Here is a 22,864-nt window from a genome sequence, read left to right on the forward strand (position 1 = left end):
GAGGGCGGAAGGTGAAGGCTACACCCAGCCTGCCACCTGCGACCATCACGTTTGGTGGCCGCAAGATTTCGATCCAGTTACCGGACGGGCTCCAGCACGTCGCGCCCGCCCAGGAACGGCTGCAGCGCCTTGGGCACCTGCACGGAGCCGTCCGGCCGCTGGTGGTTCTCCAGGATCGGGATGAGCCAGCGGGTGGTGGCCAGCGTGCCGTTGAGCGTGGCCACGGTCTGCGGCTTGCCGTCGGAGTCGCGGTAGCGGATGTTGAGCCGCCGCGCCTGGAACGTCGTGCAGTTCGAGGTCGAGGTGACCTCCCGGTAGCGCTGCTGCGACGGCACCCACGCCTCGCAGTCGTACTTGCGGGCCGCGCTGGTGCCGAGGTCACCCGCCGCCACGTCGATCACCCGGTACGGGATCTCGACCTTGGCGAGCATCTCCTCCTCCATCGCCAGCAGCTTCAGATGCTCCGCCTGCGCGTCCTCTGGGCGGCAGAACGAGAACATCTCGACCTTGTCGAACTGGTGCACCCGCAGGATGCCGCGCACGTCCCGGCCGTGCGACCCGGCCTCCCGCCGGAAACACGACGACCAGCCCGCATACCGCTGCGGGCCGTCCAGATCCAGGATCTCGTTCGAGTGGTACGCCGCGAGCGCCACCTCCGAGGTGCCCACGAGGTACAGGTCGTCGGCCTCCAGCCGGTAGATCTCGCTCGCGTGGGCGCCGAGGAAGCCCGTACCCTCCATCGATTCGGGCTTGACCAGCACCGGGGTGATCGACGGTGTGAAGCCGTGCTCGACCGCCTGCTGGATGGCCATCTGCAGCAGCGCGAGCTGCAGCAGCGCACCCACCCCGGTCAGGTAGTAGAACCGCGAACCCGACACCTTCGCCCCGCGCTCGGTGTCGATCGCCCGCAGTCCCTCGCCGAGCTCCAGGTGGTCCTTGGGCTCGGGGAGGTCCGGGATCTGCCCGACCTCGCGCAGCACCACGAAGTCGTCCTCGCCGCCGGGCGGCACGCCGTCCTCCACCAGGTTGGGCACGGCCATCTGCGCCCGGCGCAGCGCCTGGTTGGCGTCGGTCGCGGCGGCCTCGGCCGTCTTCACCTCCGCGGCCAGTTCCTTCGTACGGGCGAGCAGCGCGGCCCGCTCGTCGCCGGCGGCCTTCGCCACCTGCTTGCCCAGGGAGTTCTGCTCCGCCCGGACCGCCTCGAAACGTTGGGTGGCGGCCCGGCGCTCCTCGTCGGCGCGCAGCAGGTCGTCCACCGCGGTGGCGGGCTCGCCGCGCAGGCGCTGGCTGGCTCGGAACGGCTCAGGGTCCTCGCGGAGCAGACGCAGGTCAATCACGATAGGTGAGCCTACCGGCGGCCCCGGCACGCGTTCAGCCCTATATCGCCCGCTGTCCCGATCAGGTCGGCTCGTCGCGTTCCGCCGCACCGGGCGGGAGCGGCTGGGCGGCCGTCACCGTCAGGCCGATCGGCGCGTCCGGTGGGCCGTCGACCTCCTCGCCGGCGCGGGGCCGCCGCCACGACCACACCGCGGGGGCGGCCGGTTCGGCTTCGGCGGGGCCCGGTTCCGGCTGCCCGGCCGGGTCGAGGTGCCGGCCCGCGAGGTACAGGGCGAGCGCGACCGCCGCGACCCCGAACAGCGCGCACCAGATTCCCCGCCCGTACGTGAGATGCATCTGGTCGTCGCCGAGCTGGACCGTGAAGACCGGCCCGAGGACCCCGCTCGCGTGGCGCAGGTGAGCCGCCACACCGGCGAGCAGAGCCAGCAGAATGCCGGCGGCGCTGAGCCCGGCCAGACGGGCGTACCGGCGGCCGGGACGCGGCCCGAACAGCACGAGAGCGACGGCGGCGCCGAGCGGGAACAGCCCGGCGAGGTAGCCGCCGCCCCACGCGCCCAGGTCCGCCACCGTCGCGGGCACCGGCTTGGCGCCCACCTGGCCGTCCCCGAAGACCGTGGCGTCCACCGCGGTGACCTGCCACTCGGACATCAGCGACGCGAACAGGGCGACGCCGCCGAGCGCGGCGGCCAACGGCACGAGTCGACGGTCGGCGACCAGACCGGCGGCCCAGTCCGTGAGGTGCCGGCGACGGCGCCCCGGCACGGCGGTGCCGTCCGGGCCGAACTCGACGACCCCCGGCTGCGGCTCCGACGACATGAGATCCATCATGGCCCGGCCCCGGCCTCGGCGGCCAGCACACCGGAATGGACTAGCGTCTGGTACATGCCTATTCGCACTGCATCAGCCCGCTGGTCCGGCAACCTCACCGAAGGCACCGGAACGATCAAGACCGGCAAGGGTGGCCTGTCCGGCAACTACTCCTTCGCGTCGCGGTTCGAGGAGGGCGCGGGGACGAACCCCGAGGAGCTGATCGGCGCCGCGCACGCCGGATGCTTCTCCATGGCGTTCTCCAAAGGCCTTGCCGACGCGGGTTTCACGCCCACCTCGGTCGAGACGACCGCCAAGGTCCACCTGGACAAGACGGACGCCGGCATGACGGTCACCCGGATCGACCTGGAGACGGTCGGCGACGTGCCGGGTATCGACGACGGCACGTTCCAGAAGATCGCCCTCGGGGCCAAGGAGAACTGCCCGATCTCGCGCCTGCTCTCCCCCGGCGCCGAGATCAGCCTCAACGCCACGCTGTCCTGATCCGGCGACCGGCCGGTGCGGCTGTCGGACACCCGACCGCACCGGCCGCGCCGATCGTGTCCGTGTGTGCCCGGATGACGCACAATGGGCGCTGTGCCCGTCGAGATGAGCCGTGAACGCTTCGAGGAGCTGGTCGGTCAGGCGCTCGACGAGGTCCCGGTCGAGCTGCTCAACCTCATGGACAACGTGGTGATCCTGGTCGAGGACGCACCCCCGGACGGCGCCGAGGACCTGCTCGGCCTGTACGAGGGACACGCGCTCACCGAGCGCGGCTGGGATTACGCCGGCGTCCTGCCGGATCGGATCACGATCTACCGCCGCCCGACCCTGAACGTCTGCGACTCGGAAACGGACGTCATCGACGAGGTGGCGATCACGGTCGTGCACGAAATCGCGCACCATTTCGGCATCGACGACCACCGCCTGCATGAGCTGGGTTGGGGCTGAACGGCCGGTGACGGTGTTGTGACCTGCTTCTACGCTGGGTCGCACACCAACATCAGGAGGGCCCCCCAAATGCGCAGTGACCTGTTCTCGGCGGACAACCTCGAGAAGGAGTCGGCCCAGCCCGGTCTGCGCCTGCAGAACTCGAAACTGCTCAAGGCGGAGCTGAACGGCGAGTTCATGGCCCGTACCGGGTCGATGGTCGCGTACCAGGGGCAGGTCCAGTTCGAGGCGCTCGGCTCGGGCGGCCTCGGCAAGTTCCTCAAGCAGAAGCTGACCGGCGAGGGCGTACCGCTGATGCGGGTGAGCGGGCGCGGTGACGTGTTCCTGGCCGAGCGCGCCGCCGACATCCACCTCATCGACCTGGAGCCCGGCGACCACCTGTCGATCAACGGCGCCAACGTGCTCGCGTTCGACTCGTCCCTGCAGTACGACATCAAGATGGTGCAGGGCGCCGGCATGATGTCCAACGCGGGCCTGTTCAACTGCGTCTTCTCCGGGCACGGCCGGATCGCCGTCACCACCAAGGGCACCCCGGTCGTGCTGAGCGTGGACCAGCCCACGTACGTGGACCCGCAGGCCGCGATCTGCTGGTCGGCGAACCTGCAGACCGGCTACCACCGCGCGGAGCAGCTCGGCCTCGGCACGCTGCTGGGCCGTAGCACCGGCGAGCGGTTCACGATGAGCTTCGCGGGCCAGGGCTTCGTCGTGGTCCAGCCGTCCGAGGAGCCCGCCGGTGGCCTCGCCGGCGCCGCTCAGGGCCAGCAGCAGCAGGGCGGCCTGCTGGGCGGCCTGCTCGGCTGACGATTCCATCCACCCCGCTCGTGGTGTTCTCCGGAACGCCGCGGGCGGGGTGTTTCGTGCCCGGCGCGCCGGGCGGAACTTGACGACCGCGCAGCCTCAGGCTGGTTCCCCGGAGCGGAGGCGGGCCAACCAGGCCGCGCTGTCGGCGAAGTCGTGATTGGACAGCCCGGCCTGGGTGACCGGTGGCGGCTCCGGTGCGGCGGACGACCATCGATGCCGCGGGTAGCTGCCGAGGAAACGTACGTCGGCGCAGATCCTGCGCAGGCCCTGCAGGGCCTCGCCCAGCCGCGCCTCGGCGACGTGCCCGGTGCAGTCGAGGAAGAACACGTAGATGCCGAGCTGCTCGCCGGTCGGGCGGGACTCGATGCGGCTCAGGTTGATGCCACGGACGGCCAGCTCGGTGAGTACGGACAGCAGCGCGCCGACCCGGTCGTGGGCGATCGAGACCGCCAGTGAGGTGATGTCGTCGCCGGTGGGGGCGCCGGGCGGGGCGGGCCGGGACACCAGAGCGAACCGGGTGACCGCGTCCGGCCGGTCGGCGATCTTGTCAGCGAGCACGGTCAGCCGGTGCCGGGGCGCGCCGATCGGGGCGCAGATCGCGGCGTCACACTCACCCGCCGCGGCGCTGACCGCGGCGGCCGCGTTGGACAGCACGTCGACGACGCCGGCGTCGGGCAGATGGGTACGCAGGAACGCGCGGCATTGGGCGGACGCCTGCGGGTGCGCCGCGACCGTACGGATCTCGTGCAGCGGGATCAGCCGCGCCGCCGCGAGCTGGAACTCCACCGGCAGAACGATCTCCCGGGTGATCACCAGCGGGCTGCCGGTGGCCAGTTCGTCGAGCGTGACCGGCACGGCCCCGCCCACCGAGTTTTCCAGCGGCACGAGCGCGGCGTCGGCCTCCCCGGCCCGCACCGCGTCGAGCGCCTCCGGGACGCTGCGCGCCGGGGTCCGGGTGCCGCGCTCCGCGGCGGGAATCGTACGCAGCGCCTGCTCGGTGAAGGTGCCCTCGGGACCGAGGTAGACGAATCGGGTCGGCGGGGTTCCCGGCATGCGCCCAGCTTAGTGAAGGGCGTTTCAGTGGTGGCTCGGTACGCCGGCGAGCGCGTCCCGCACACTGCCCAGCAGGCTCTCGGTGGTGAACGGCTTGTGCAGCAGCAGCCCGCCGGCCGCGCGCTTCACCCCGGCGTGCCCGTCGGTGTAGCCGGACACGAACAGCACCGGGACGTCCGGCTGTCGCAGCTTGAAGCGCTCCGCCAGCTCCGGCCCCGACATCTGCGGCATCAGCACGTCCGTGAGGAGCAGGTCGAACGGCTCCTCGGCCAGGATCAGCGCGGACTCCGGATCGGCGGCCGACACGGGCTTGTACCCGTTGCGGTCGAGGATGCGCACCATGAGTTCGCGGACGGTCTCGTCGTCGTCGACCACGAGCACGCGTTCGCCGTTGCCCGAGCTCGCGGGTCCGGACGCGTCCGTGTCGGCCGGATGGTCGGACACCTCGGCGGCCGGGAACAGCAGCGAGAACGTCGTGCCCACCTGGAGCTCGGAGACGATCCGAATGCTGCCCCCGGCGTCGGTGACGATGCCGTACACGGTGGCCAGCCCGAGCCCGGTGCCCTCGTGCTTCGCCTTGGTGGTGAAGAACGGCTCGAAAACCCGGTTGGCCACCTCGGGGGGCATGCCGGTGCCGGTGTCGTTGACGGTCAGCCGGATGTATCGGCCGGGCAGCGGCGGCGGCTGGTACCCGACCTCGTCCGGGCCGATCTCGACGTGGTCGACCTCCATCACCAGCACACCGCCGTCGGGCATGGCGTCGCGGGAGTTGATGACGAGATTGAGTATGACCTGGTCGATGCTGCTGCGGTCCGCGATGATCGTGGTCGGGGTGTCGGCCGCCCGGGTGACGAGCTGGATGTGGCCGCCCATGGTGCGGGAGAACAGATCGGTGGCCTCGCGGACGACGTCGTTGAGGTCGATGATGGCGGGCTCGGTCCGTTCACTGCGGGCGAAGACCAGCAGCTGTTGGGTGAGACGGCTGGCGCGTTCGGCGGCCCGGCGGACCCGCGCGATGTCGTCGCGTGCCTCGTTGTCGGGGGAGATCTGCTCCGCGGCGAACTGGCTGTAGTTGACGATGATGGCGAGCAGGTTGTTGAAGTCGTGTGCGATGCCGCCCGCGAGCTGGCCGAGGCTTTCCAGGCGCTGCGCCGTCTGGGTACGTTCGAGCGCGGCCCGCTCCTTGGCCCCCGCGCGTTTGCGGGCGGTGATGTCGTGCTCGATCGAGGCCACCGCGGTGACTTTCCCGCCGTCACGCACCGGGGCGATCATGACGGACACGTCGAACACGGCGCCGTCGCTGCGTACCCGGGTGACCTCGATCTGTTCGCTGCGCTCGCCCTTCGCCACCTCGCCGAACAGCGTGACCAATGCTGCAGCCTCCTCCAGCGGGGCGAGCATTTCGATGCTGTGCCCGACCGCGTCGGCGCTGAGGTAGCCGTAGATCTCCTCCGCCCCGTGGTTCCAGGTGGTGATCGTCCCGTCGGGGGTCGCGGTGTAGACCGCGTCGGTGGACGCCTCCAGGACCGCCGCGAGCATCATCTGGTCCCGCACGGCGTCGGCGGCGCGTTGTTCGAGCTGGCGGCGATGGTGGGCGATGATGCAGCAGATGATCGTGGCCGCGATCGTGACCCCCAGCCGAAGGATCTGGTCTGGTGTGGCCCACAGGCCCTGGTACGTGGAGACCGCGATGACCAGGGTCGTCGCGTAGGCGCCGATGCAGGCGACCACGACCGGGGTGCCCGACACGGCGGCAAGACAGGGCCCGAGGGCGATCACGCCGAACGTCAGCATGTGCGGCTGGGTGGTCAGACTCATCACGGCCAGGCCGGTCGTCACGAGCGCCGGCATGACCGCGAGCTGGCTGCGCCGGGAGCCGGGGCCGCCGTCGGAGGGGGCCCGGGTTCCCCTGCTCATCGCGATGTCCCTTCGCCAGGCGCATCCTGTGTGCCGGGATGGCGGCCACGGCGGCGCGGGCAGGACCTGGTCGCCCGCGACCAACGTTACGCTCATTCCGGACTTACCGGGCGCTATCGAAGCGCGACCATGCCGGGCCCAGAAGCGCGACCACGCAGGCTCTTGAGGCGCGACCGTTCGGGCCCTCGAGGCGCGACCGCGCGGGCCTCGGGGTGGACGTCAGAATCCGCAGGCGCGGACGCGGATGCCGGGCGGCGCCTCGGCCTGGATCCGGTCGCTGCACACGTCCGCCCCTGCCTCGACGAGCTTCAACGCACTCGGATCGCCTTGGCTGACCACGGACAGCGGCTCGTCCTGCTGTGCGTCCTCACTGGCCAGCCGCACCGTGGTGAACTGCCAGGACGAGGCGCAGAACGGCCCTTCCGCGACCTTGAGCGGGGCGTCCGGGATGCCCGGCTTGCCCTGGATCAGTGCCAGCACCTGCGGCCCGGCCGGCCCGTTCGTGCACGGCCGTGCCGCTGCCGGTGGCGGCGTGGTGGTGGCAGGCGGTGGCGTCGCCGCCGGGTGGGTCGGGGGCGCCGGATATACCGGTGGGACGCCGTTCGGCTGGCCGCCGGGCGGCAGGCCCGACCCGGGCAGTCCACCGGGCATACCTGGACCTGGCACTCCGCCGGGCACACCCGCACTCGGGAGTCCGCCGGGCACACCCGCACCGGGCGGACCTGCCGACGGGTACGCCGGTGCCGACGGCGGCGCGCTGGCCCCACCGGGCGCCCCGGGCGGCGCGGTGGGCAACGGTTGCGGGGGTGCCCCGGAGCAGCCGGCCAGAGCGGCCACGATCACGCTGAGCGCCAGCCGGGGGACGATTCGGGGTACGCGAGGGCGTGCCACGGCCCCATCGTAGGGCCTCATGACGGTCGATGGATCAGCCGGCGATGCGGTGCCCGGCCGCGGTGAGCGTGTCCATGGCTTCGCGCAGCCGGACGGTCGGGACCAGCAGGTAGTCCGTGTCGTACGTCGAGAACGTGACGATGTTGACCCGGGCGTCGGCGAGCGGGCCGATCAGCGAGGCCAGTACGCCAGTGAGGGCCAGGTCGAGCGGGCCGACCACGCGCAGGCAGCGCCACGGCGTCTCCGCGACCGCGTCGGCGGGCACCCGGTCGGCCGGGCAGATGACGGACAGCTCGTCGGGCGACCAGGTCACCGAGATGACGCCCTTGTCGTCCGGTCCGCTGCTCAATGCGGTGGGCAGGGCGGAACCGGCGGGGAGCCGACAGACCGCGTACTCCTCCGGCAGCAGCTCCAGATCCAACATGAGGGAAGAGTACGTTCCCCGTCGGCATCCCCCAATGCCCAGCGGGTGCGTTGATCGCCACAACGGGACATCCGGTCCCCACTCCGGTCAGTACCGGACCGCGGAGAGGAACGTCAGCGACGCGACGACGTGGCCGCCCTGCCACAGCGGCGTGGCGATCGCGTCGACGGTCAGGTGTGCGGAGTCGCTGGTGGGCCGCATCCGCATGAGGCCGCGGGCCAGGCGCTCGCTGCGGATGGCGAGCAGCGGCGGGATCTTCTCCACCTCGGGCTCGGACAGCTCGCCCGCGCCCGCGGTGAAGTCGATCAGACGCAGCGCACCACCCAGCAGCGGTTGACCCACCGCGTCGGCGGCGGCGCCGAGACCGAGCAGCTCACTGCACGACGGCGAGATCGCAAGGATCCGGGACGTCACGTCGATGACCAGGCACGGCTCGGCCGCGGCCGTCACGGTGGACGCCCACCGGTCGATGCCGCCGACGAACTCGGCCTCGGCCGGGGTCCGTGCCTGCGGCACGAACGCGCCCGAGAGTGAGAGTTCGACGTGCGCCACCCGCGCCTCCCTGTCCGTCCGTGCCTGCCCTGCGCTGACGTGCCGGTCGGCCGGCTCGGCGTCGGGCGATGGCACACGTGCACTGGGAGGAAACGTTACCGGGCCCGCCGAACGATTGTCAGCGGCCGTTCGTCCGGGGTGCCTGCCAGCGGTAGTCGCCGGCCGGACGGTACGGGGCGTTCGCCCAGGTGCCGGGGCGCCTGGCGATGGCCGACAGCTTGCCCGCGGTCGCCGGGGAGATGCGCGCGCCGCCCGCGATGAGCAGCCGGTCGAGCTCCTTGTGCGTGGCGACCAGGCAGTCCTTCGGCAGGCCGTGCACGCTGATCACCCCGGAGCCGACGAACGCCAGCACCGGACTCACGGGCACGGACAGCCCGACCGCGGCGGACATCGCGCGGGCGGCCCGCTTCGCGTCGCGGCGCGCCCCGGTCACGTACGCCGGGCGTTTGCCGTTGATCTGTACGACGTCGCCGGCGATGAGCACCCGGGCGCGGCCGTGGTCGGCGACGGTGACCGCGTACACGCCGCCGGGGCCGATCGCGAGGAAGCCCGCGCGATCGTCGGCGGGGTCGGGCTCGTACAGGCCCACGGTGTCGGTGCGCGGCCAGTCGACGATGTGCCACGCGGGGCCGAGCCGGTCGAGGCGGGTGAGTGCGCGGGCACCCGCGGCCTCCAAGCGGCGGGCGTCCCGCTCGGCGCGGCGGCGGCGCGCCCAGTCGAACGGGCTGACCCGGGGTACCTCGAGCGCCGTGGGTGGCGCGTCGTGCATCGGCCCCCGAACCGGGGCCAGGGCTTTGCTGGGGACGGGCAGGGCGGCGGGGCGGGCGGAGAAGACAGTCACTGCGACCTCCGGCAAAAGGTCCATCGGGCTCTCTTGTCACTACGGTAGGTGTTCAACCCCACACAGAAGCAAGACATCCAACGGGACTGAAAGCGGAGTGAGTGGGGATGAATGCCGCATTCATGCCCGGCCTCTTCTTGCTCATGCTGCATGTTGCGCCTCGTTCTCCCCCCTGGACTCGGTACGTCGCCACCAAGTTAGCCTTGCCTACGTTGGGAGCGCAGCCCTGTCCCACGATTTCGACGCACACCGTAACCCGCTCACCGCGGCGCGTACCGGTCTGCCGTTCGAGGTGGCCTAGGCTCGGGCCTGTGACCGGCCACGTGGACAGTGAGGTCAGCCCGCTGCGTACCGTGCTGCTGCACCGGCCGGGGCCGGAACTGGCCCGCCTGACCCCGCGGAACAACGACTCACTGCTCTTCGATGCGATCCCGTGGGTGGGGCGTGCCCAGGAGGAGCACGACGCGTTCGCGGAGGCCCTGCGCGCACGCGGGATCGAGGTGTTGTACCTGGGCGAGCTGCTGGCCGAGACGCTCGCGGTGCCCGAGGCGCGGGCCGCGCTGACCGCCGACGTGCTGGACACCCCTCGGCTGGGTGACATCCTCCGCCACCGGGTCGCCGCCCACCTCGCCGACCTGGGCCCGCCCGAGCTGGCCCGGGTGCTCATGGCGGGCCTCGCCCACGAGGAGGTCAAGCCCGGGCCGGGCCGGCCCGGCGGGCTGGTCTACCAGCTCATGGACTCCCACGACTTCGTTATCGACCCGCTGCCCAACCTGCTGTTCACCCGCGACTCATCGGTCTGGGTACGCGACCGGGTCGCGGTCACCAGCCTCGCCATGCCGGCCCGCCGCCGGGAGACCACCCTGACCGGGGCGATCTACCGGCACCATCCGCGGTTCGCGGGCACCGAGCTGCTCTACACCCCCGAGCTGGAGCACGTGGAAGGCGGCGACGTCCTGCTGCTCGCCCCGGGCGTACTGGCCGTCGGGGTCGGCGAGCGGACCACGCCGGCCGGGGCGGAGCGGCTCGCCCACCGGGTCTTCGCCGCCGGGCTCGCGCACACCATCCTCGCGGTGCCGATCGCCCAGGAGCGGGCGACCATGCACCTGGACACGGTGTGCACGATGGTGGACGTCGACGCGGTGGTGATGTACCCGAACGTGGCGGACACGCTGCAGGCGTACCGGGTCACGGCCGGGCCGGAAGGCGAGCCCGAAGCGACCGGGCCGGAGCCGTTCCTGGCCGCGGCGGCGAAAGCCATGGGCATCGACCGGCTGCGCGTCATCGACACCGGCCTCGACCCGGTCACCGCCGAACGCGAGCAGTGGGACGACGGGAACAACACCCTGGCACTCGCGCCCCGGTTGTGCGTCGCGTACGAGCGCAACGTCGAGACGAACGCCCAGCTGGAGCGCGCGGGCATCGAGGTCATCGCGATCAGCGGTTCGGAGCTGGGCTCCGGGCGTGGCGGGCCGAGGTGCATGAGCTGCCCGATCGCCCGGATCCCGACCCCAGGGACTACCGGAGCGTGAGCTGGCGGCCGACGAGGCCCTGCTTGGCCCGCCGGGCCGCCGCGTCCAGCGGCGTGGTGTCCGCCAGGATGTCCCGGTAGCGCTTCGCGAAGTCGGCCAGCGGGGCCTCCCAGTCGGCCGCCTCGGGCTCGCGCGGCACGTCCCATACCGGCACGAGCAGACCGTGCGCCCGGAACATGCCCGCGAACCGGGTCGCCTCCCCCAGGGCCAGCTCGCCCGCGGCCGACAGGCGGGCCAGCGCGTCCAGCGCGGCGTCCTCCTCGTCGGGCATGACCCAGCGCACGTGTGCCTTGTCCGGCACCCGGCACCAGTACGCGGCGGGCGCGGCGGCCAGCCGTTCCGTGGGGTAGATCGACGCGTTCGCGCGCTCCAGCGACGCCACCACGTTCGGGTCGTCGGCCTGCTCGGCATCCAGCCAGTACTCGAAGCCCAGGTGCAGCGTCACGTCCAGCGGGCCGTCGTCGAGGATGTCCTGCAGCCGCGGTCCGGACCCGGGCAGGGCGGGCACGGCCACGTTCTCCCCCGGCTCGGTACGCAGCGCGCACAGGATCGCGACCGCGAGGTCGCGGGAGACGTCACCGGACTGGACGTGCCGCTGCAACCCCACGAACACCTCGCCGTCGCGGCGGATCATCGCGGGCCACGCCATCGGCAGCACCGTGGACAGGGTGACCGGGCGGTCGCCGTACTCCGCGGCGACCTCGGGCTTGAGGCGCAGCGGCGCCGAGGCGGCCGGGACCAGCTCGCGCAGCGCGATCCACTCCGGCTCGTCCGCGAGGCCCTCGAACGGCCGCGCGACGAAGATGTCGCGCACCTTCTGGCGCTTGGGCTCGGTCTGCGGGCCCTTTCGACGCTTGCTCATGGCGCATCAGCGTAGGCGGTGCGCCGGGCCCGGCGGTGAATCGGCCCACCCGTGTCGGCCGCGCCGCACCGCGCGGCGGCCCCGACGCACTCAGCTGCGGGGCAGGCGGACCTCGGCGAGCGTGCCGCCGCCTTCGCGCGGGCGCAGGGCGACCCAGCCGCGCTGCCGTTCCACGATCCGGCGCACCAGATAGAGACCCAGGCCGGCACCGGGAGGTCGGCGCCGATCGCCGGAATCGCCCTGCCAGTACCGCTCGAAGGCACGCTCGACGTGCTCGGGCGCGATCCCGACGCCGCGGTCGCAGACCCGGAACGTCACGGTCTGCTCGTCAGCCTCGGCCCGTACCTCGACGGGCGTGTTGGCGGGCGAGTACTTGTCCGCGTTCGTGGCCAGTTCGGTCAGGATCGTGGCCAGGGTGGCGCGGTCGCCGTACGCCTTGGGCAGCTCGGCGGGCAGGTCGTCGAGGACGATCCGGCGGCGCAGATCGGCGGGCAGTTCCGCAGCGGCCTGACGCAACGCCTCGACCAGGTCGAACGGGCCGGGCGGGGAACCGCTGACGTCGGTGTCCTCGCTGGTCGCGGCGAGCAGCCGGTCCACCAGGCGGGAGAGCTCACCGGCCCGGACCCCGATGACGCGAGCCGCTTCCTGGCGCCCGCACTCGTCGAGGGAGTCCCAGTGGTTCGTCATGGTGTCCGCGTACCCCTTGATCACGGTGACGGGGGTGCGCAGCTCGTGGCTGGTGACGGCGACGAACAGGTCGCGGTCCTCCTGGCGGCGGGCCAGCTCGGCGGGATCGGTGTCGTCGCCGTACGCGGGCAGGCCGTTGGGGTGGGTGTACAGCCGCCCGGCCAGCGTGGCCAGCAGCTCCAGCACGGCCTGCTGCTCCGGGCCGGGCGGTTCGGCGTCCGCGGAGAAATACACGTACAGGGCGCCGACGATCGCGCCCGCGGCGTCCGCGCGGGCCGCAAGGACGCGGCAGTTCTCCGCGTCGTCGCCGGGCGGCCGGGCGAACTCGTCGCTGAGCGCGGTCAGCGTGATGAGCATGCTGCGGTGCCGCTCCAGCTCGGCGTCCGCGCGGTGCACCCGGCGGCCCAGCGCGCAGGCGCAGGTGCCGCACGCGGCGATGATCCGGCCGTGGCCCGGGCCGTACTCGGCGAAGCCCGCACCCGCACCGCCGAGCACCTGGCGGGCCAGCCGCACGACCTCGTCGAGTACGGCGACGCCCGCCGCGCCGGCGTTGATCCGATCGAGGACGGCCAGTTGTCCCCGGGTCAGCGCGACGTAGTCGGGTGGGTGGGGCATGTCTGCGAGTGTGCCTCGGTTCCGGAAATTTCGGCAGGGCGGCTGGTGGATCTTGGCACCATTGTCACTCGGACGGGCCGTCCGCGCCGAGGCGGTCCAGCACGTACCGTGGCCGGTCGCTGATCACCCCGTCGACCCCCTGGGCGATCGCCAGGTCGAGCTCGTCCGCGGTGTTCACGGTCCACACGTACGTGGCGTGCCCGGCCGCCCGCAGCGCCGGTACGAGCTGGGGCCGGGTGCGCAGCAGACTCACGCCCGGCCCGGCGATCCGCGCGCCGAACGGCAGCCGGCCCCGGCTCACCCCCGGCGGCAGGATCTCCAGCAGGTACACGGTCGGCAGCCCCGGGGCGAGCGTCCGGATCCGCCGCAACGCGAGCGCGGCGAACGACATGACGGTCACCTGAACGGGGTCGCCCGGGCGCGGGTCGGCGAGGTCGTGGCGGCGCAGCAGCTCGACGAGGCGGCGTTCCACGTCGGCGCCGTACCGGGACGGGTGCTTGGTCTCCACCAGCAGGCGGACCCGGCGGCCGCTGTCGCGCACCGCGCTGAGCAGCCGGTCCAGTGTCAGCAGGCGGGTGCGGTCGGGGTCCGGCGGGTCGTCCAGGGGGTCGTCACCGGCCGAGGGGTGCCACGAGCCGAAGTCGAGCGCGTCCAGCTCAGCGAGGGTCTTGCCGCTGACCAGGCCGCGGCCGTTGCTGGTGCGGCCCAGCCGGCGGTCGTGCACGCACACCAGGTGCCCGTCGCGGGTCAGCCGGACGTCGCACTCCAGGCCGTCCGCCCCCTCGTCGAGTGCCCGCAGGTACGCGGCGAGCGTGTGCTCGGGCAGCGCCTCGGAGGAACCGCGGTGCGCGAACACCAGGGGACGTCGGGCGCTCACAGGACGCGGGCCGGCTGACCGTTCTCGCTGACCATGTCGCGGCCGACCGCCGCCCAGGACTGCATGCCGCCGTCGAGGTTGCGGACGTTGTCCCACCCGTTGCCGGACAGGTACGACACCACCTGGCCGGAACGGCCGCCGGACCGGCACACCACGACCACGTCGCCGTCCGTGGGGATGTCGGCCATCCGCGCCGGGATCTCCATCATCGGTACGTGGTGGGCGCCCGGGGCGTGCCCGGCAGTCCATTCGTCGGGCTCGCGCACGTCGAGCAGGTAGGCGCCGGGCTCGACGTCGGCGGCGGTCACGCTGGGTACCTGGGGTCCGAACACGTTTCTCAGCCTAGGGCTATTTCTCGTTCGCGATGACATCCGGGTGGTTGATGACGAAGTCGCCGAGCTTGTCCTGCTGGACGGCCTTGAACATCTCCATGCTTTCGGGGGTGATGGTCTCCCGGCCCTCGTTGTTGCCCGCGAACGTGCCCTTGTTCGTGCGCAGCAGCACGAGGTCGTTGGCGGCGATGCCCTTGAGCCCGAAGATGAAGTCCTCCACCGGCACCCCGCCGGTGTCGAGCACGAACGCCTTGCCCGCCGCCTTGATCAGCTCGCTGACCTTGAGCGGGTTGGTCAGCACCCCGCTGCTGCTGGCCTTCTTCGCCATCGCCTTGATGAGCTGCTGCTGGTGGCGCTGCCGGTCGTAGTCGCCGTTCTTCAGCCCGTACCGCTGGCGGGAGTAGTCGAGCGCCTCCCAGCCCTCCATGTCCTTGCAGCCGACCTCGTGCCAGATCGGCTTCATGGGCTTGCCGGTCTTGCGGGCGTCCGCGAGGAACAACGGCTTGCCGTCGACCCACACCATGTGGTGCGACTTGACCCGCTGGTCGACACACATGCGTACGCCGCCGAGCGCCTCGATGACGCTGCGGAAACCGCCGAAGTCGATGATCGCGGCGCCGTCGAAGCTCATCCCGGTGTTGGCCTTGATGGTCTGCGCCAGCAGCTGCGCGCCGCCGGCCCAGCCGCCGCCGTTCTGGGCGCCGTGGAAGAACGCCTCGTTGAGCTTGGAGACCCCGCCCGGGTAGCCGTTCTTGGCGAACGCGGGCACCTGCACCTGGGTATCGCGCGGCAGCGACACCAGGTATGCCTGGTCGTGCGTTGCCGGGATGTGCAGCACGATGATCGTGTCGGAGCGCAGGTCGTCGACCGCCCAGCGCTTGCGCGCGTCGACACCCATGAGCAGCAGGTCGATGGGGCCCTTGAGCGGGTCGGTGCCCTTGGCGGAGACCTTCTTCGTATTGCCGATCAGGTCCTGGCGGGTGATCGCGGAGGTGGCGCTGCTGATCACCCATTTGCTGCCCACGATGCCCGCTCCGCTGCCCAGCATCAGCAGGGCGCCGAGCACGACGGTCAGGCGTGCCCACAGCGGGTCGCGGCGCTTGGCGGGGCGCCGGAGTGCAGCGAGCTCCTTCTGCAGTGCGGCGGCCTGTTCCTGCGACAAAGGGCGTCGAGGAGGCGCGACCGTCATGCAGGGCTCCAGAAGATCGGGGACAGGGGCCGGACCACTGTACGTTCAACTTCGATGTCGCGGGAGTCCTCCCGCGTTTCAACTGTTGGAAACATCCCGTTCATGATCAGCGCGGGCGGTGAGTATCCACCGGCCCGCGCCGAATGCCCAGCCTGTGCGTCCCCTGTGGGACGCGGTCAGGTGCCTACTTGTTCGCCTTGTTCGGCAGGTTCGCAGACATCCAGTCGGTCATCTTGTCGGCAGAAATGGCCTTGTACAAAGCCAATGCCTTCTCCCGGTCGCTGACCACGACGCTCTGTCCGTCGACGTTCTGCCCGCCCAGATTGGGGCTGGTGATGAACGTGAGCTTGTCGCTGCGGACGTTGCGGAACTGCACCGCCATGTCGGTGAGCGAGAAGTCCTGGTCGACCGTGACCGCCGCGGTGACCGCCTTGAGGAAGTCGTTGAGCCGGCCGGGGCTGGTCAGCGTGCCGGTGCTGGCGGCCTTGTCCATCAGCGCCTTCAGGAAGTCCTGCTGGTGCTGCATGCGGGCGAAGTCGCCGCGGGCGAACTGCTTGCGCTGCCGGATCCAGTCCAGCGCCTCCGCGCCGTTCATGTGCATGGTGCCCTTGGTGAACACCCGGTGCGGCTTGTGGATCGATGTGATGGTCTGCTCGACCTTGAGGTCGACCCCGCCGAGCGCGTCCGTGACCTCCTTGAAGCCGCCGAAGTCGATCGCCAGCACGTGGTCGATGTGTACGTCGGTGAAGCACTCGACCGTGCGGACCGCGCGCGGCAGACCTCCGAACGCGAACGAGGCGTTGATCTTGTTGCGGGCTCCGCTGCTGCAGGGCGCGTCGTTGGCGGAGGGGATCGGGACGTACAGGTCGCGGGGGATCGACACGAGCTGCGCCGAGCCGTGGTCCTCCGGGATGTGCATGAGGATCAGGGTGTCCGCGCGCCACGCGTTGGTGGTGTCCTTGGCCGCGTCCGGGTCGCGGGAGTCGCTGCCGACCAGCAGGATGTTCAGCGCCCCCTTGACCAGTTTGGCCGGGCGCCCGTTGGTGAGCTGGTCGAACGCGTTCGTCCGCTTCAGGTCCTTGTCCAGGCCGTTCGCGTAGCCGTACAGCGTGACGGTCGCGATCAGGCCGATGACGATGACGCCGATGCCGGCGACCAGGGCGATCCGGCCCCAACGCGGCTTCGGCCCCCGCCGGTACGGCCGCCCCGGCCCGTCCCCCCGGCCCGGTCCGCGCGGCGGCGGGCCGCCGGGCCCCGCGGGGCCGCTGGCCCAGTCGTCCCGTCCGCCGGGATGGGACACGCGCTCGCGGTACGCGCCGGGCACCCCGGCGCGCCCCGACGTACGGCTGCCGCCGGGGCGGCTGGAACCCGGAACGGAGGCGCGGCCGGAGCCGTAGGAGGACGTGGTCGCTGGCATGGTTTCAGGTTACGTATCCGCAACCAGGCATTTAGGGCATCAACACTGGGTCGGCACGAAGGGAGGAGACAATTACGCTCAGTGAGAAGTTCACTACGCGCCGGAAATGCTCAGTCTCTGAAGAAGTCGATCGTGCGGCGCAGCCCCTCCTCGGGCCCCACCTGCGGCTCGTATCCGAGCAGCGTGCGGGCCAGCGTGAGGTCCGGCCGGCGCTTCTCCGGGTCATCCGCGGTACGCGGGACCAGCTCGATCGGCGAGCTGCTGCCGGACAGCTCGACGATGAGCCGGGCCAGGTCGAGCATGGTCAGCTCGTGCTCGGTGCCACAGTTGATCGGGCCGGTCTGGGTCGAGTCGAGCAGCAGCAGAATGCCGCGGACCAGGTCGTCCACGTACGTGATCGAACGAGTCTGGGTGCCGCTGCCGTGCACGGTCAGCGCCACGCCGCGCAGCGCCTGGCTGATGAACGTCGGGATGGCGCGGCCGTCGTCCGGGCGCATCCGCGGCCCGTACGTGTTGAAGATCCGCACGATGGCCGTGTCCAGGCCGTGGTACCGGTGGTACGCCATCGTGGCGGCCTCGGAGAACCGCTTCGACTCGTCGTAGACCGCGCGCACGCCGATCGGGTTGACGTTGCCCCAGTACGACTCGGGCTGCGGGTGCACGAGAGGGTCGCCGTACGCCTCCGAGGTGGAGGCCATCAGGAAGCGGGCCGCGTCGGCGACCGCGCGGTCCAGCAGGGCCATGGTGCCGATCGAACCGACCTTGAGGATCTCCATCGGCAGCTTCGCGAAGTCGGTGGGGCTGGCCGGTGACGCCATGTGCAGGATCGCGTCGAACCGGTCCGCCAGCGCCGGGTGCCGCGGCAGGCCGTCGGTCAGGTCCGCCTCGATGAGCGTGAAGCGGGGCTCGGCGGCGAGGTGGGCCACGTTGTCGCGGGAACCGGTCACGAAGTTGTCGATCGCGACCACGGTGCAGCCGCGCGCCAGGAGCGCGTCCACCACGTGCGAGGGGACGAACCCGCCGCCGCCGCTGACCAGAATCCGATGCCCGGGGCCGTACCTCTGCGTGACTGCCATGCCGGACACGATAGCGACCGGGGCCGGTGCGGACCGCGCACCGGCCCCGGCCCGTCGGTCAGTGCGCGCCGTGACCGGTCAGGGACCGGACCTCCAGTTCGGCGTACTTGACGGCGTCCCGCTCCGCGGAGATCACCGTGCCGAGCCAGCCGCAGAAGAACCCGAAGGGGATGGAGATGATGCCCGGGTTGTTCAGCGGGAACCAGTGCCAGTCGTGCTCCGGGAACATCGCGGTCGGCGAGCCGGACACCACCGGCGAGAAGAACACCAGCACGATCGCCGAGGTCAGGCCGCCGTAGATCGCCCACAGGGCACCGGAGGTGTTGAACCGGGACCAGAACAGGCTGTACAGGATCGCGGGCAGGTTGGCCGATGCGGCCACCGCGAACGCCAGCGCCACCAGGAACGCCACGTTCAGGGACTGGGCGTAGATCGACAACCCGATGGCCACCGCGCCGATGACCAGCGCCGCGATCCGGGCCACCCGGACCTCGTCGCGCTCGGACGCGGTCCCCCTACGCACCACGTTCGCGTAGAAGTCGTGCGCCACGCTCGACGACGACGCCAGGGTCAGGCCCGCGACCACCGCGAGGATCGTGGCGAAAGCGACCGCCGCGATGATCGCCAGCAGGACTGCCCCGCCGGTCTGGCCGCCGAAGTAGTCGATGCCGAGCGCTTGGGCGAGCTGCGGGGCCGCGGTGTTACCGGCCTTGTCCTGGGCGACGATTTCCTTGCCACCCACCAGGGCCGCCGCCCCGAACCCGAGCGCCAGCGTGAACAGATAAAAGGTGCCGATGATGCCGATGGCCCACAGCACGCTCTTGCGCGCGGTACGGCTGGTCGGAACGGTATAAAACCGGGTCAGGATGTGCGGCAGCCCGGCCGTGCCCAGCACCAGCGCGATGCCGAGCGAGAACAGGTCCATCTTGCTGTAGAACGTGTCCAGCGCGGTGGCCTTCTCGACGCCGTACCGCAGGCCCGGTTCGAGGAACGCGTCGCCCTTGCCGGACGCCTTCGCGGCGTCGCCCAGCAGGGTGGACAGGTTGAACCTGTAGTGCGCCAGCACCAGCAGCGTCATCACCAGCGCGCCGGACATCAGCATGACCGCCTTGACGATCTGTACGTACGTGGTGCCCTTCATGCCGCCGACCACCACGTAAATGATCATCAGCGCGCCGACCAGGATGATCGTGGCGACCTTGGCGGTGTCCGCGTCCATGCCCAGGAACGTCGTGTCCGCCTTGATCCCCAGCAGCAGACTGACCAGCGCGCCCGCGCCGACCATCTGGGCGATCAGGTAGAAGATCGACACCGCGATCGTGGAGACCGACGCCGCGGTGCGCACCGGCCGCTGCCGCATCCGGAACGCCAGCACGTCGGCCATCGTGTACCGGCCCGAGTTGCGCAGGAACTCCGCGACCAGCAGCAGCGCCACCAGCCAGGCGACCAGGAAGCCGATCGAGTAGAGGAAGCCGTCGTAGCCGTACAGCGCGATCAGGCCCGCGATGCCCAGGAACGACGCGGCCGACATGTAGTCCCCGCCGATCGCCATGCCGTTCTGGAAACCGGAGAACGACCGGCCACCCGCGTAGAAGTCCGTCGCGGTCCTGGTCTGCCGGCTCGCCCACACCGTGATGCCCAGGGTGATCGCTACGAAGACCAGGAAAAGCGTGATCGTCAGCGTACGGGAGGTCGACGACGTCGCCTCCGCGGCAAGAAGGTGCGTCGCCATCACGCCACCTCCCCGCTCTCCATGTCGGCGCGGATGCTGTCGGCCATCGGGTCCAGCTTCCGGGCCGCGTACCGGGCGTAGTACCAGGCGATCAGGAACGTGGAGACGAACTGGAGCAGCCCGAACACCAGCGCGACGTTGATGTTGCCGATGATCTTGATGCTCATGAAATCCCGGGCGTACGCCGACAGCAGCACGTACAGCGCGTACCAGGCGAAGAACGCGATCGTGGTCGGGAAGATGAAGCGGCGCAGCCGGTGCCGCAGCTCCCCGAACTCCGCGGACTGCTGAACGGCGACGTACCGGTCCAGCGGCTCCGGGCTGGCAGTCGTCGGTTCGTCAGGTGTCAATTCCGTGGTCAACGTGGCTCACCACCTTCGTGGGGGCGGGTCTTTCGCGCACCGTACGAAGGAGAAAGAGTCAGGTGGGGGACGTCGGCCGGGACCTGCGCCGAATGAACCCCTCTGTGCGCCGACCGGTCAGTCCGCCAGGCGACGGTACCGGCCACGAAAGTGGACGAGCGGGTCCGGAACGGCATCCAGCCGTACCGTCTCGACGGTCGCCTCGACCAGCAGCGCCCAGCCGCACGGCCGCGCGCCCTCCAGACGGCACGCCGCCCACGTCCGCGCCCCGGCCGGAACCGGACCGTAATCGGTCTGCTCCCAGGAACCCTGCGTGAACAGCCCGCCGGGCGCCGGCATGAGGCCCGCGAACCGGTCGGCCAGCTGCTGGTCATCCGCCTCCAGCGCGGTGACCGCGAACCGGCCCGCCGCCGACAGGGCGTCCCAGAAGTCGCTCTCCTCGTCCACCAGGCCCACGATCCGGCCCGGCTCGCCGTCCGCCACGACCAGCGAGGACACGGTCAGGCCGGCCGGTCCCGGCGCGGTCCACAGGGTGACCGGGGCGGCAAGACGGCCACGCAACCGGCGCAGCGGCGAACGCTCCTGCTGGGGAGTGGCGAACGGATCCGTGGAATGGATCTCCGCCCCGGGCTCGATCGGCTGCACCGCACCATTGTGGCCGCTCGCGCCGACCGGATCAGGCCGGTTCCGGCAGGTCGTACTGCACCTCATACTGCTGAGCAGATTTGATCATGATGGTTGCCTCGACCGCGCGCCCGGCGTGATCGAATGCCACCCGGAACTGCCGCAGGACCGGGACGTCCTCGGGCAGGCGCAAGGCGACGAACTCGGCAACGGTGGCAAAACGTGCCGACACCTGGTCAACCGCGTTCCGCAGTGGATGGCCCAGCGATGCCAGAGTCGCCGGCGAACCGCCCTTGATTCGGCGGTGATCCGCGAGGTCCGTCCCTCGGGCGATGTCCACCGGATAGTGCGACCACACCAACTCGGCCGGCCGATCGTCCAGGAGCAGAAGCTGATGCCGGAGTACGACCGGATCTTCCGGCGCAATGCCGAAAGCTGCAGCCACCTGGGCCGGCGCGGGTCGCTCCCCCACCTCGATCAGCGTCGACGAGCCCGATCTGCCGCCCGCAGCGTTCTCCGAGATCCACGGGTACGGCTCACCCGGCGACGCGGGCTGCGGATAGTGACTGGCACGGACGACCAAGGGGCGGCGATCCGTGGCCAGTACGGCCCGGCCGCGTTGGCCCTCGACCAGGCCTTCAGCCTTGAGGACGGCCAGTGCGCGGGTCACGCTCATGTTGTTCACGCCGTACCGGCGGGTGAGCTCGGCAGTGCTCGGCAGTCGTGCACCCGGCGCGATGTCGCCGGACAGGATGAGGGCACGCAAATCGCCGGCCAGTTGACGCTGGCGCGATCGAACCCCGTCGTCACTTACCGGAGAGGTCACGAAGTCGATCGTCGCATTCGATAGGACAGGGGTCCGTTCAGCCGCGCGACCATGCAGTTGACCGCGTGCTCCACGGGCATCCCCAGGGCATCCACGTTGGTCCGGGTCAGCACGAGGATCGGTTCGTGCACGTCGGTTCCGAGGATCTCCGCCTCGTCGACCTCCGGGTGTCGTGCCGTGATCTGCTCGAAGACTTCGGCGGGCGCATGCCCGAGCGCAGCGAGCGCCGCCACTGCGCCGCCACGGATCTTGCCGGGCCGGGCGAGGTCGGTGTCGGCGGCGATCGAGGCGGGATAGAACGAGGTGGCAATCTCCACCGGACGGTCGTCCAGCAGCATCAGGCGCCGTCGGCGAACAACCTCGTCGGCTGCGTCTAGGCCGAGGGCCGCGCGTACGGCCTCGGGAACGTCCGCGGTCACCGCGACGTCGAGAAGGCGTTGTCCGCCGACCTTGCCGAGCGCGGCCGCGTCCGCCGACCAGGCATTGCCGTTGCCTGGGCTCACGTACGGATCGGACGTCGTGCCGCCGCGCTGGTCCGTCATCGCCATCGCCTCCCGCCTCGGGGTCATGCTGCCTGATCCAGCGAACGTGCGCTCGTTCGGGTGGCAGTCGATCCATCATTACACAATTTGTGTAACGTATTACCTCAGTTCCGCACCGACGTACCGAGGTTCGTCTCTGCGGCGGCGGGGAGAACCGGGTGGTGCGTCGCGACTCGGCCTATGGGTTGGCGGACATCGCGGCGCATCCCCCCGTCCTCAACGATCGCGGCAGGGCCGTCGAGCGGCGAAACGTGTTCGTCCGTCAGGCCGGCCTCCGCCCGGTGAGCCGATGAGGAGTACGGCTCGTCGCAATCCTCGTCCTCCGGAACGCGTCGCGAGGTGGGAGGCGATTCACAGCGGGCCGCGGGCGGACGGCAGTACCGTACGCGGGTGATCTTCTTCGAGGACGGTGACAACCCACCGCCCGAGGCTGACGCCGAGCCGGAGCGTCGCCTCTCGAAACGCCGGTACGCGGCGACCAATGTGGCCGTGTTCGTCGCATCGGTGGTGGTCGCGATGGCCGTGATCGCGACGCTGCTGGTCTTCCGCCGGCCTCTGCTCACCGCTCTGCAGGTCGTGGGTCACGCCATCCTCCGCGCAGTCGCGGGGTCGTGAC

The 22,864-nt window shown here is 71.0% G+C and carries 25 protein-coding genes; 5 read left to right on the forward strand and 20 right to left on the reverse strand.

Features of this window, described 5'->3' with window-relative positions; all coding sequences use genetic code 11:
* Positions 1 to 77: 77 nt before the first annotated feature.
* Together serS and ACMCNK_RS21785 are read right to left on the reverse strand one after the other, a co-directional pair.
* Positions 78 to 1,337, reverse strand: a complete 1,260-nt coding sequence (serS, locus tag ACMCNK_RS21780) for a serine--tRNA ligase (RefSeq protein ID WP_412738230.1) — start codon at positions 1,335 to 1,337, stop codon at positions 78 to 80.
* A 61-nt stretch (positions 1,338 to 1,398) separates the two neighbouring features.
* Positions 1,399 to 2,154 carry a hypothetical protein gene (locus tag ACMCNK_RS21785; RefSeq protein WP_412738231.1) on the reverse strand — a complete coding sequence of 252 codons (756 nt, stop codon included), beginning with the start codon at positions 2,152 to 2,154 and terminating at the stop codon, positions 1,399 to 1,401.
* Positions 2,155 to 2,220: 66 nt separating this feature from the next.
* On the opposite strand from ACMCNK_RS21785, the gene ACMCNK_RS21790 reads away from it, so the two are divergent.
* The 3 genes from ACMCNK_RS21790 (at position 2,221) to ACMCNK_RS21800 (ending at position 3,897) form a co-directional block, all read left to right on the forward strand.
* Positions 2,221 to 2,649: an OsmC family protein gene (locus ACMCNK_RS21790; RefSeq protein ID WP_412738232.1), complete on the forward strand. Its 429-nt coding sequence runs from the start codon at positions 2,221 to 2,223 to the stop codon at positions 2,647 to 2,649.
* Positions 2,650 to 2,733: 84 nt separating this feature from the next.
* Complete coding sequence (locus ACMCNK_RS21795) at positions 2,734 to 3,096, forward strand: metallopeptidase family protein (RefSeq protein ID WP_412738233.1); 363 nt, start codon at positions 2,734 to 2,736, stop codon at positions 3,094 to 3,096.
* 69 nt (positions 3,097 to 3,165) lie between these two features.
* A complete protein-coding gene (locus tag ACMCNK_RS21800; protein ID WP_412738234.1) occupies positions 3,166 to 3,897 on the forward strand; it encodes an AIM24 family protein in 732 nt (243 codons plus the stop codon).
* A 96-nt stretch (positions 3,898 to 3,993) separates the two neighbouring features.
* On the opposite strand, the gene pheA is transcribed toward ACMCNK_RS21800, so the two are convergent.
* The 6 genes from pheA to ACMCNK_RS21830 all read right to left on the reverse strand — a co-directional run bounded on the left by pheA (position 3,994) and on the right by ACMCNK_RS21830 (position 9,503).
* Complete coding sequence (gene pheA / locus ACMCNK_RS21805; RefSeq protein WP_412738235.1) at positions 3,994 to 4,950, reverse strand: prephenate dehydratase; 957 nt, start codon at positions 4,948 to 4,950, stop codon at positions 3,994 to 3,996.
* 24 nt (positions 4,951 to 4,974) lie between these two features.
* The gene (locus ACMCNK_RS21810) at positions 4,975 to 6,867 is read right to left on the reverse strand and encodes a PAS domain S-box protein (RefSeq protein ID WP_412738236.1); all 1,893 of its coding nucleotides are present in this window, start codon (positions 6,865 to 6,867) and stop codon (positions 4,975 to 4,977) included.
* Positions 6,868 to 7,086: 219 nt separating this feature from the next.
* A complete protein-coding gene (locus ACMCNK_RS21815; RefSeq protein ID WP_412738237.1) occupies positions 7,087 to 7,758 on the reverse strand; it encodes a hypothetical protein in 672 nt (223 codons plus the stop codon).
* 34 nt (positions 7,759 to 7,792) lie between these two features.
* The gene (locus tag ACMCNK_RS21820; protein WP_412738238.1) at positions 7,793 to 8,182 is read right to left on the reverse strand and encodes an ACT domain-containing protein; all 390 of its coding nucleotides are present in this window, start codon (positions 8,180 to 8,182) and stop codon (positions 7,793 to 7,795) included.
* An 87-nt stretch (positions 8,183 to 8,269) separates the two neighbouring features.
* A complete protein-coding gene (locus ACMCNK_RS21825) occupies positions 8,270 to 8,734 on the reverse strand; it encodes a hypothetical protein (protein WP_412738239.1) in 465 nt (154 codons plus the stop codon).
* Positions 8,735 to 8,852: 118 nt separating this feature from the next.
* Positions 8,853 to 9,503, reverse strand: a complete 651-nt coding sequence (locus ACMCNK_RS21830; RefSeq protein WP_412740946.1) for a hypothetical protein — start codon at positions 9,501 to 9,503, stop codon at positions 8,853 to 8,855.
* 383 nt (positions 9,504 to 9,886) lie between these two features.
* Between ACMCNK_RS21830 and ACMCNK_RS21835 the strand changes: the two genes are divergently transcribed.
* Positions 9,887 to 11,107 carry an arginine deiminase gene (locus tag ACMCNK_RS21835; protein WP_412738240.1) on the forward strand — a complete coding sequence of 407 codons (1,221 nt, stop codon included), beginning with the start codon at positions 9,887 to 9,889 and terminating at the stop codon, positions 11,105 to 11,107.
* On the opposite strand, the gene ACMCNK_RS21840 is transcribed toward ACMCNK_RS21835, so the two are convergent.
* From ACMCNK_RS21840 to ACMCNK_RS21895, 12 genes are all read right to left on the reverse strand, one after another.
* Positions 11,094 to 11,969, reverse strand: a complete 876-nt coding sequence (locus ACMCNK_RS21840) for a DUF5926 family protein (protein ID WP_412738241.1) — start codon at positions 11,967 to 11,969, stop codon at positions 11,094 to 11,096. The genes ACMCNK_RS21835 and ACMCNK_RS21840 overlap by 14 nt on opposite strands.
* Before the next feature lie 90 nt (positions 11,970 to 12,059).
* Positions 12,060 to 13,271, reverse strand: coding sequence for a sensor histidine kinase (locus tag ACMCNK_RS21845; protein ID WP_412738242.1), 1,212 nt, complete (start codon positions 13,269 to 13,271; stop codon positions 12,060 to 12,062).
* 64 nt (positions 13,272 to 13,335) lie between these two features.
* Positions 13,336 to 14,148, reverse strand: coding sequence for a glycerophosphodiester phosphodiesterase (locus ACMCNK_RS21850; protein WP_412738243.1), 813 nt, complete (start codon positions 14,146 to 14,148; stop codon positions 13,336 to 13,338).
* Entirely contained in the window at positions 14,145 to 14,480 is a 336-nt protein-coding gene (locus ACMCNK_RS21855) for a rhodanese-like domain-containing protein (RefSeq protein WP_412738244.1), read from the reverse strand. The genes ACMCNK_RS21850 and ACMCNK_RS21855 overlap by 4 nt, the downstream gene beginning before the upstream one ends.
* A 16-nt stretch (positions 14,481 to 14,496) precedes the next feature.
* Positions 14,497 to 15,669, reverse strand: coding sequence for an LCP family protein (locus tag ACMCNK_RS21860; RefSeq protein WP_412738245.1), 1,173 nt, complete (start codon positions 15,667 to 15,669; stop codon positions 14,497 to 14,499).
* A 184-nt stretch (positions 15,670 to 15,853) separates the two neighbouring features.
* The gene (locus tag ACMCNK_RS21865; protein ID WP_412738246.1) at positions 15,854 to 17,086 is read right to left on the reverse strand and encodes an LCP family protein; all 1,233 of its coding nucleotides are present in this window, start codon (positions 17,084 to 17,086) and stop codon (positions 15,854 to 15,856) included.
* 110 nt (positions 17,087 to 17,196) lie between these two features.
* A complete protein-coding gene (locus ACMCNK_RS21870; protein WP_412738247.1) occupies positions 17,197 to 18,162 on the reverse strand; it encodes an NAD-dependent epimerase/dehydratase family protein in 966 nt (321 codons plus the stop codon).
* A gap of 58 nt (positions 18,163 to 18,220) precedes the next feature.
* On the reverse strand, positions 18,221 to 19,894 hold the full coding sequence (locus tag ACMCNK_RS21875) for a cation acetate symporter (protein WP_412738248.1): 1,674 nt from the start codon (positions 19,892 to 19,894) through the stop codon (positions 18,221 to 18,223).
* Positions 19,894 to 20,256, reverse strand: coding sequence for a DUF485 domain-containing protein (locus ACMCNK_RS21880; RefSeq protein ID WP_412738249.1), 363 nt, complete (start codon positions 20,254 to 20,256; stop codon positions 19,894 to 19,896). Before ACMCNK_RS21880 ends, ACMCNK_RS21875 begins: the two co-directional genes overlap by 1 nt.
* Positions 20,257 to 20,373: 117 nt before the next feature.
* Positions 20,374 to 20,901 (reverse strand): flavin reductase family protein, encoded by a 528-nt coding sequence (locus ACMCNK_RS21885; protein WP_412738250.1) that lies wholly within the window; start codon positions 20,899 to 20,901, stop codon positions 20,374 to 20,376.
* Positions 20,902 to 20,932: 31 nt separating this feature from the next.
* Positions 20,933 to 21,706, reverse strand: coding sequence for a GntR family transcriptional regulator (locus ACMCNK_RS21890; RefSeq protein WP_412738251.1), 774 nt, complete (start codon positions 21,704 to 21,706; stop codon positions 20,933 to 20,935).
* Positions 21,703 to 22,275: a UTRA domain-containing protein gene (locus tag ACMCNK_RS21895; protein ID WP_412738252.1), complete on the reverse strand. Its 573-nt coding sequence runs from the start codon at positions 22,273 to 22,275 to the stop codon at positions 21,703 to 21,705. Before ACMCNK_RS21895 ends, ACMCNK_RS21890 begins: the two co-directional genes overlap by 4 nt.
* 363 nt (positions 22,276 to 22,638) lie before the next feature.
* On the opposite strand from ACMCNK_RS21895, the gene ACMCNK_RS21900 reads away from it, so the two are divergent.
* Positions 22,639 to 22,863 carry a hypothetical protein gene (locus tag ACMCNK_RS21900; RefSeq protein WP_412738253.1) on the forward strand — a complete coding sequence of 75 codons (225 nt, stop codon included), beginning with the start codon at positions 22,639 to 22,641 and terminating at the stop codon, positions 22,861 to 22,863.
* Position 22,864 lies beyond the last annotated feature (1 nt).

It is taken from the genome of Krasilnikovia sp. MM14-A1259 (assembly GCF_047159535.1).
Classification (GTDB): Bacteria; Actinomycetota; Actinomycetes; order Mycobacteriales; family Micromonosporaceae; genus Actinoplanes.

What these genes read in the sequence shown, in the direction of transcription:
- ACMCNK_RS21785 (WP_412738231.1), bottom strand. Translation starts at nt 2,154, where the DNA reads ATGTCGTCGGAGCCGCAGCCGGGGGTCGTCGAGTTCGGCCCGGACGGC.
- ACMCNK_RS21790 (WP_412738232.1), top strand. Translation starts at nt 2,221, where the DNA reads ATGCCTATTCGCACTGCATCAGCCCGCTGGTCCGGCAACCTCACCGAA.
- ACMCNK_RS21795 (WP_412738233.1), top strand. Translation starts at nt 2,734, where the DNA reads ATGGGCGCTGTGCCCGTCGAGATGAGCCGTGAACGCTTCGAGGAGCTG.
- ACMCNK_RS21800 (WP_412738234.1), top strand. Translation starts at nt 3,166, where the DNA reads ATGCGCAGTGACCTGTTCTCGGCGGACAACCTCGAGAAGGAGTCGGCC.
- pheA (WP_412738235.1), bottom strand. Translation starts at nt 4,950, where the DNA reads ATGCCGGGAACCCCGCCGACCCGATTCGTCTACCTCGGTCCCGAGGGC.
- ACMCNK_RS21810 (WP_412738236.1), bottom strand. Translation starts at nt 6,867, where the DNA reads ATGAGCAGGGGAACCCGGGCCCCCTCCGACGGCGGCCCCGGCTCCCGG.
- ACMCNK_RS21820 (WP_412738238.1), bottom strand. Translation starts at nt 8,182, where the DNA reads ATGTTGGATCTGGAGCTGCTGCCGGAGGAGTACGCGGTCTGTCGGCTC.
- ACMCNK_RS21830 (WP_412740946.1), bottom strand. Translation starts at nt 9,503, where the DNA reads ATGCACGACGCGCCACCCACGGCGCTCGAGGTACCCCGGGTCAGCCCG.
- ACMCNK_RS21840 (WP_412738241.1), bottom strand. Translation starts at nt 11,969, where the DNA reads ATGAGCAAGCGTCGAAAGGGCCCGCAGACCGAGCCCAAGCGCCAGAAG.
- ACMCNK_RS21845 (WP_412738242.1), bottom strand. Translation starts at nt 13,271, where the DNA reads ATGCCCCACCCACCCGACTACGTCGCGCTGACCCGGGGACAACTGGCC.
- ACMCNK_RS21860 (WP_412738245.1), bottom strand. Translation starts at nt 15,669, where the DNA reads ATGACGGTCGCGCCTCCTCGACGCCCTTTGTCGCAGGAACAGGCCGCC.
- ACMCNK_RS21865 (WP_412738246.1), bottom strand. Translation starts at nt 17,086, where the DNA reads ATGCCAGCGACCACGTCCTCCTACGGCTCCGGCCGCGCCTCCGTTCCG.
- ACMCNK_RS21870 (WP_412738247.1), bottom strand. Translation starts at nt 18,162, where the DNA reads ATGGCAGTCACGCAGAGGTACGGCCCCGGGCATCGGATTCTGGTCAGC.
- ACMCNK_RS21875 (WP_412738248.1), bottom strand. Translation starts at nt 19,894, where the DNA reads ATGGCGACGCACCTTCTTGCCGCGGAGGCGACGTCGTCGACCTCCCGT.
- ACMCNK_RS21895 (WP_412738252.1), bottom strand. Translation starts at nt 22,275, where the DNA reads ATGACCCCGAGGCGGGAGGCGATGGCGATGACGGACCAGCGCGGCGGC.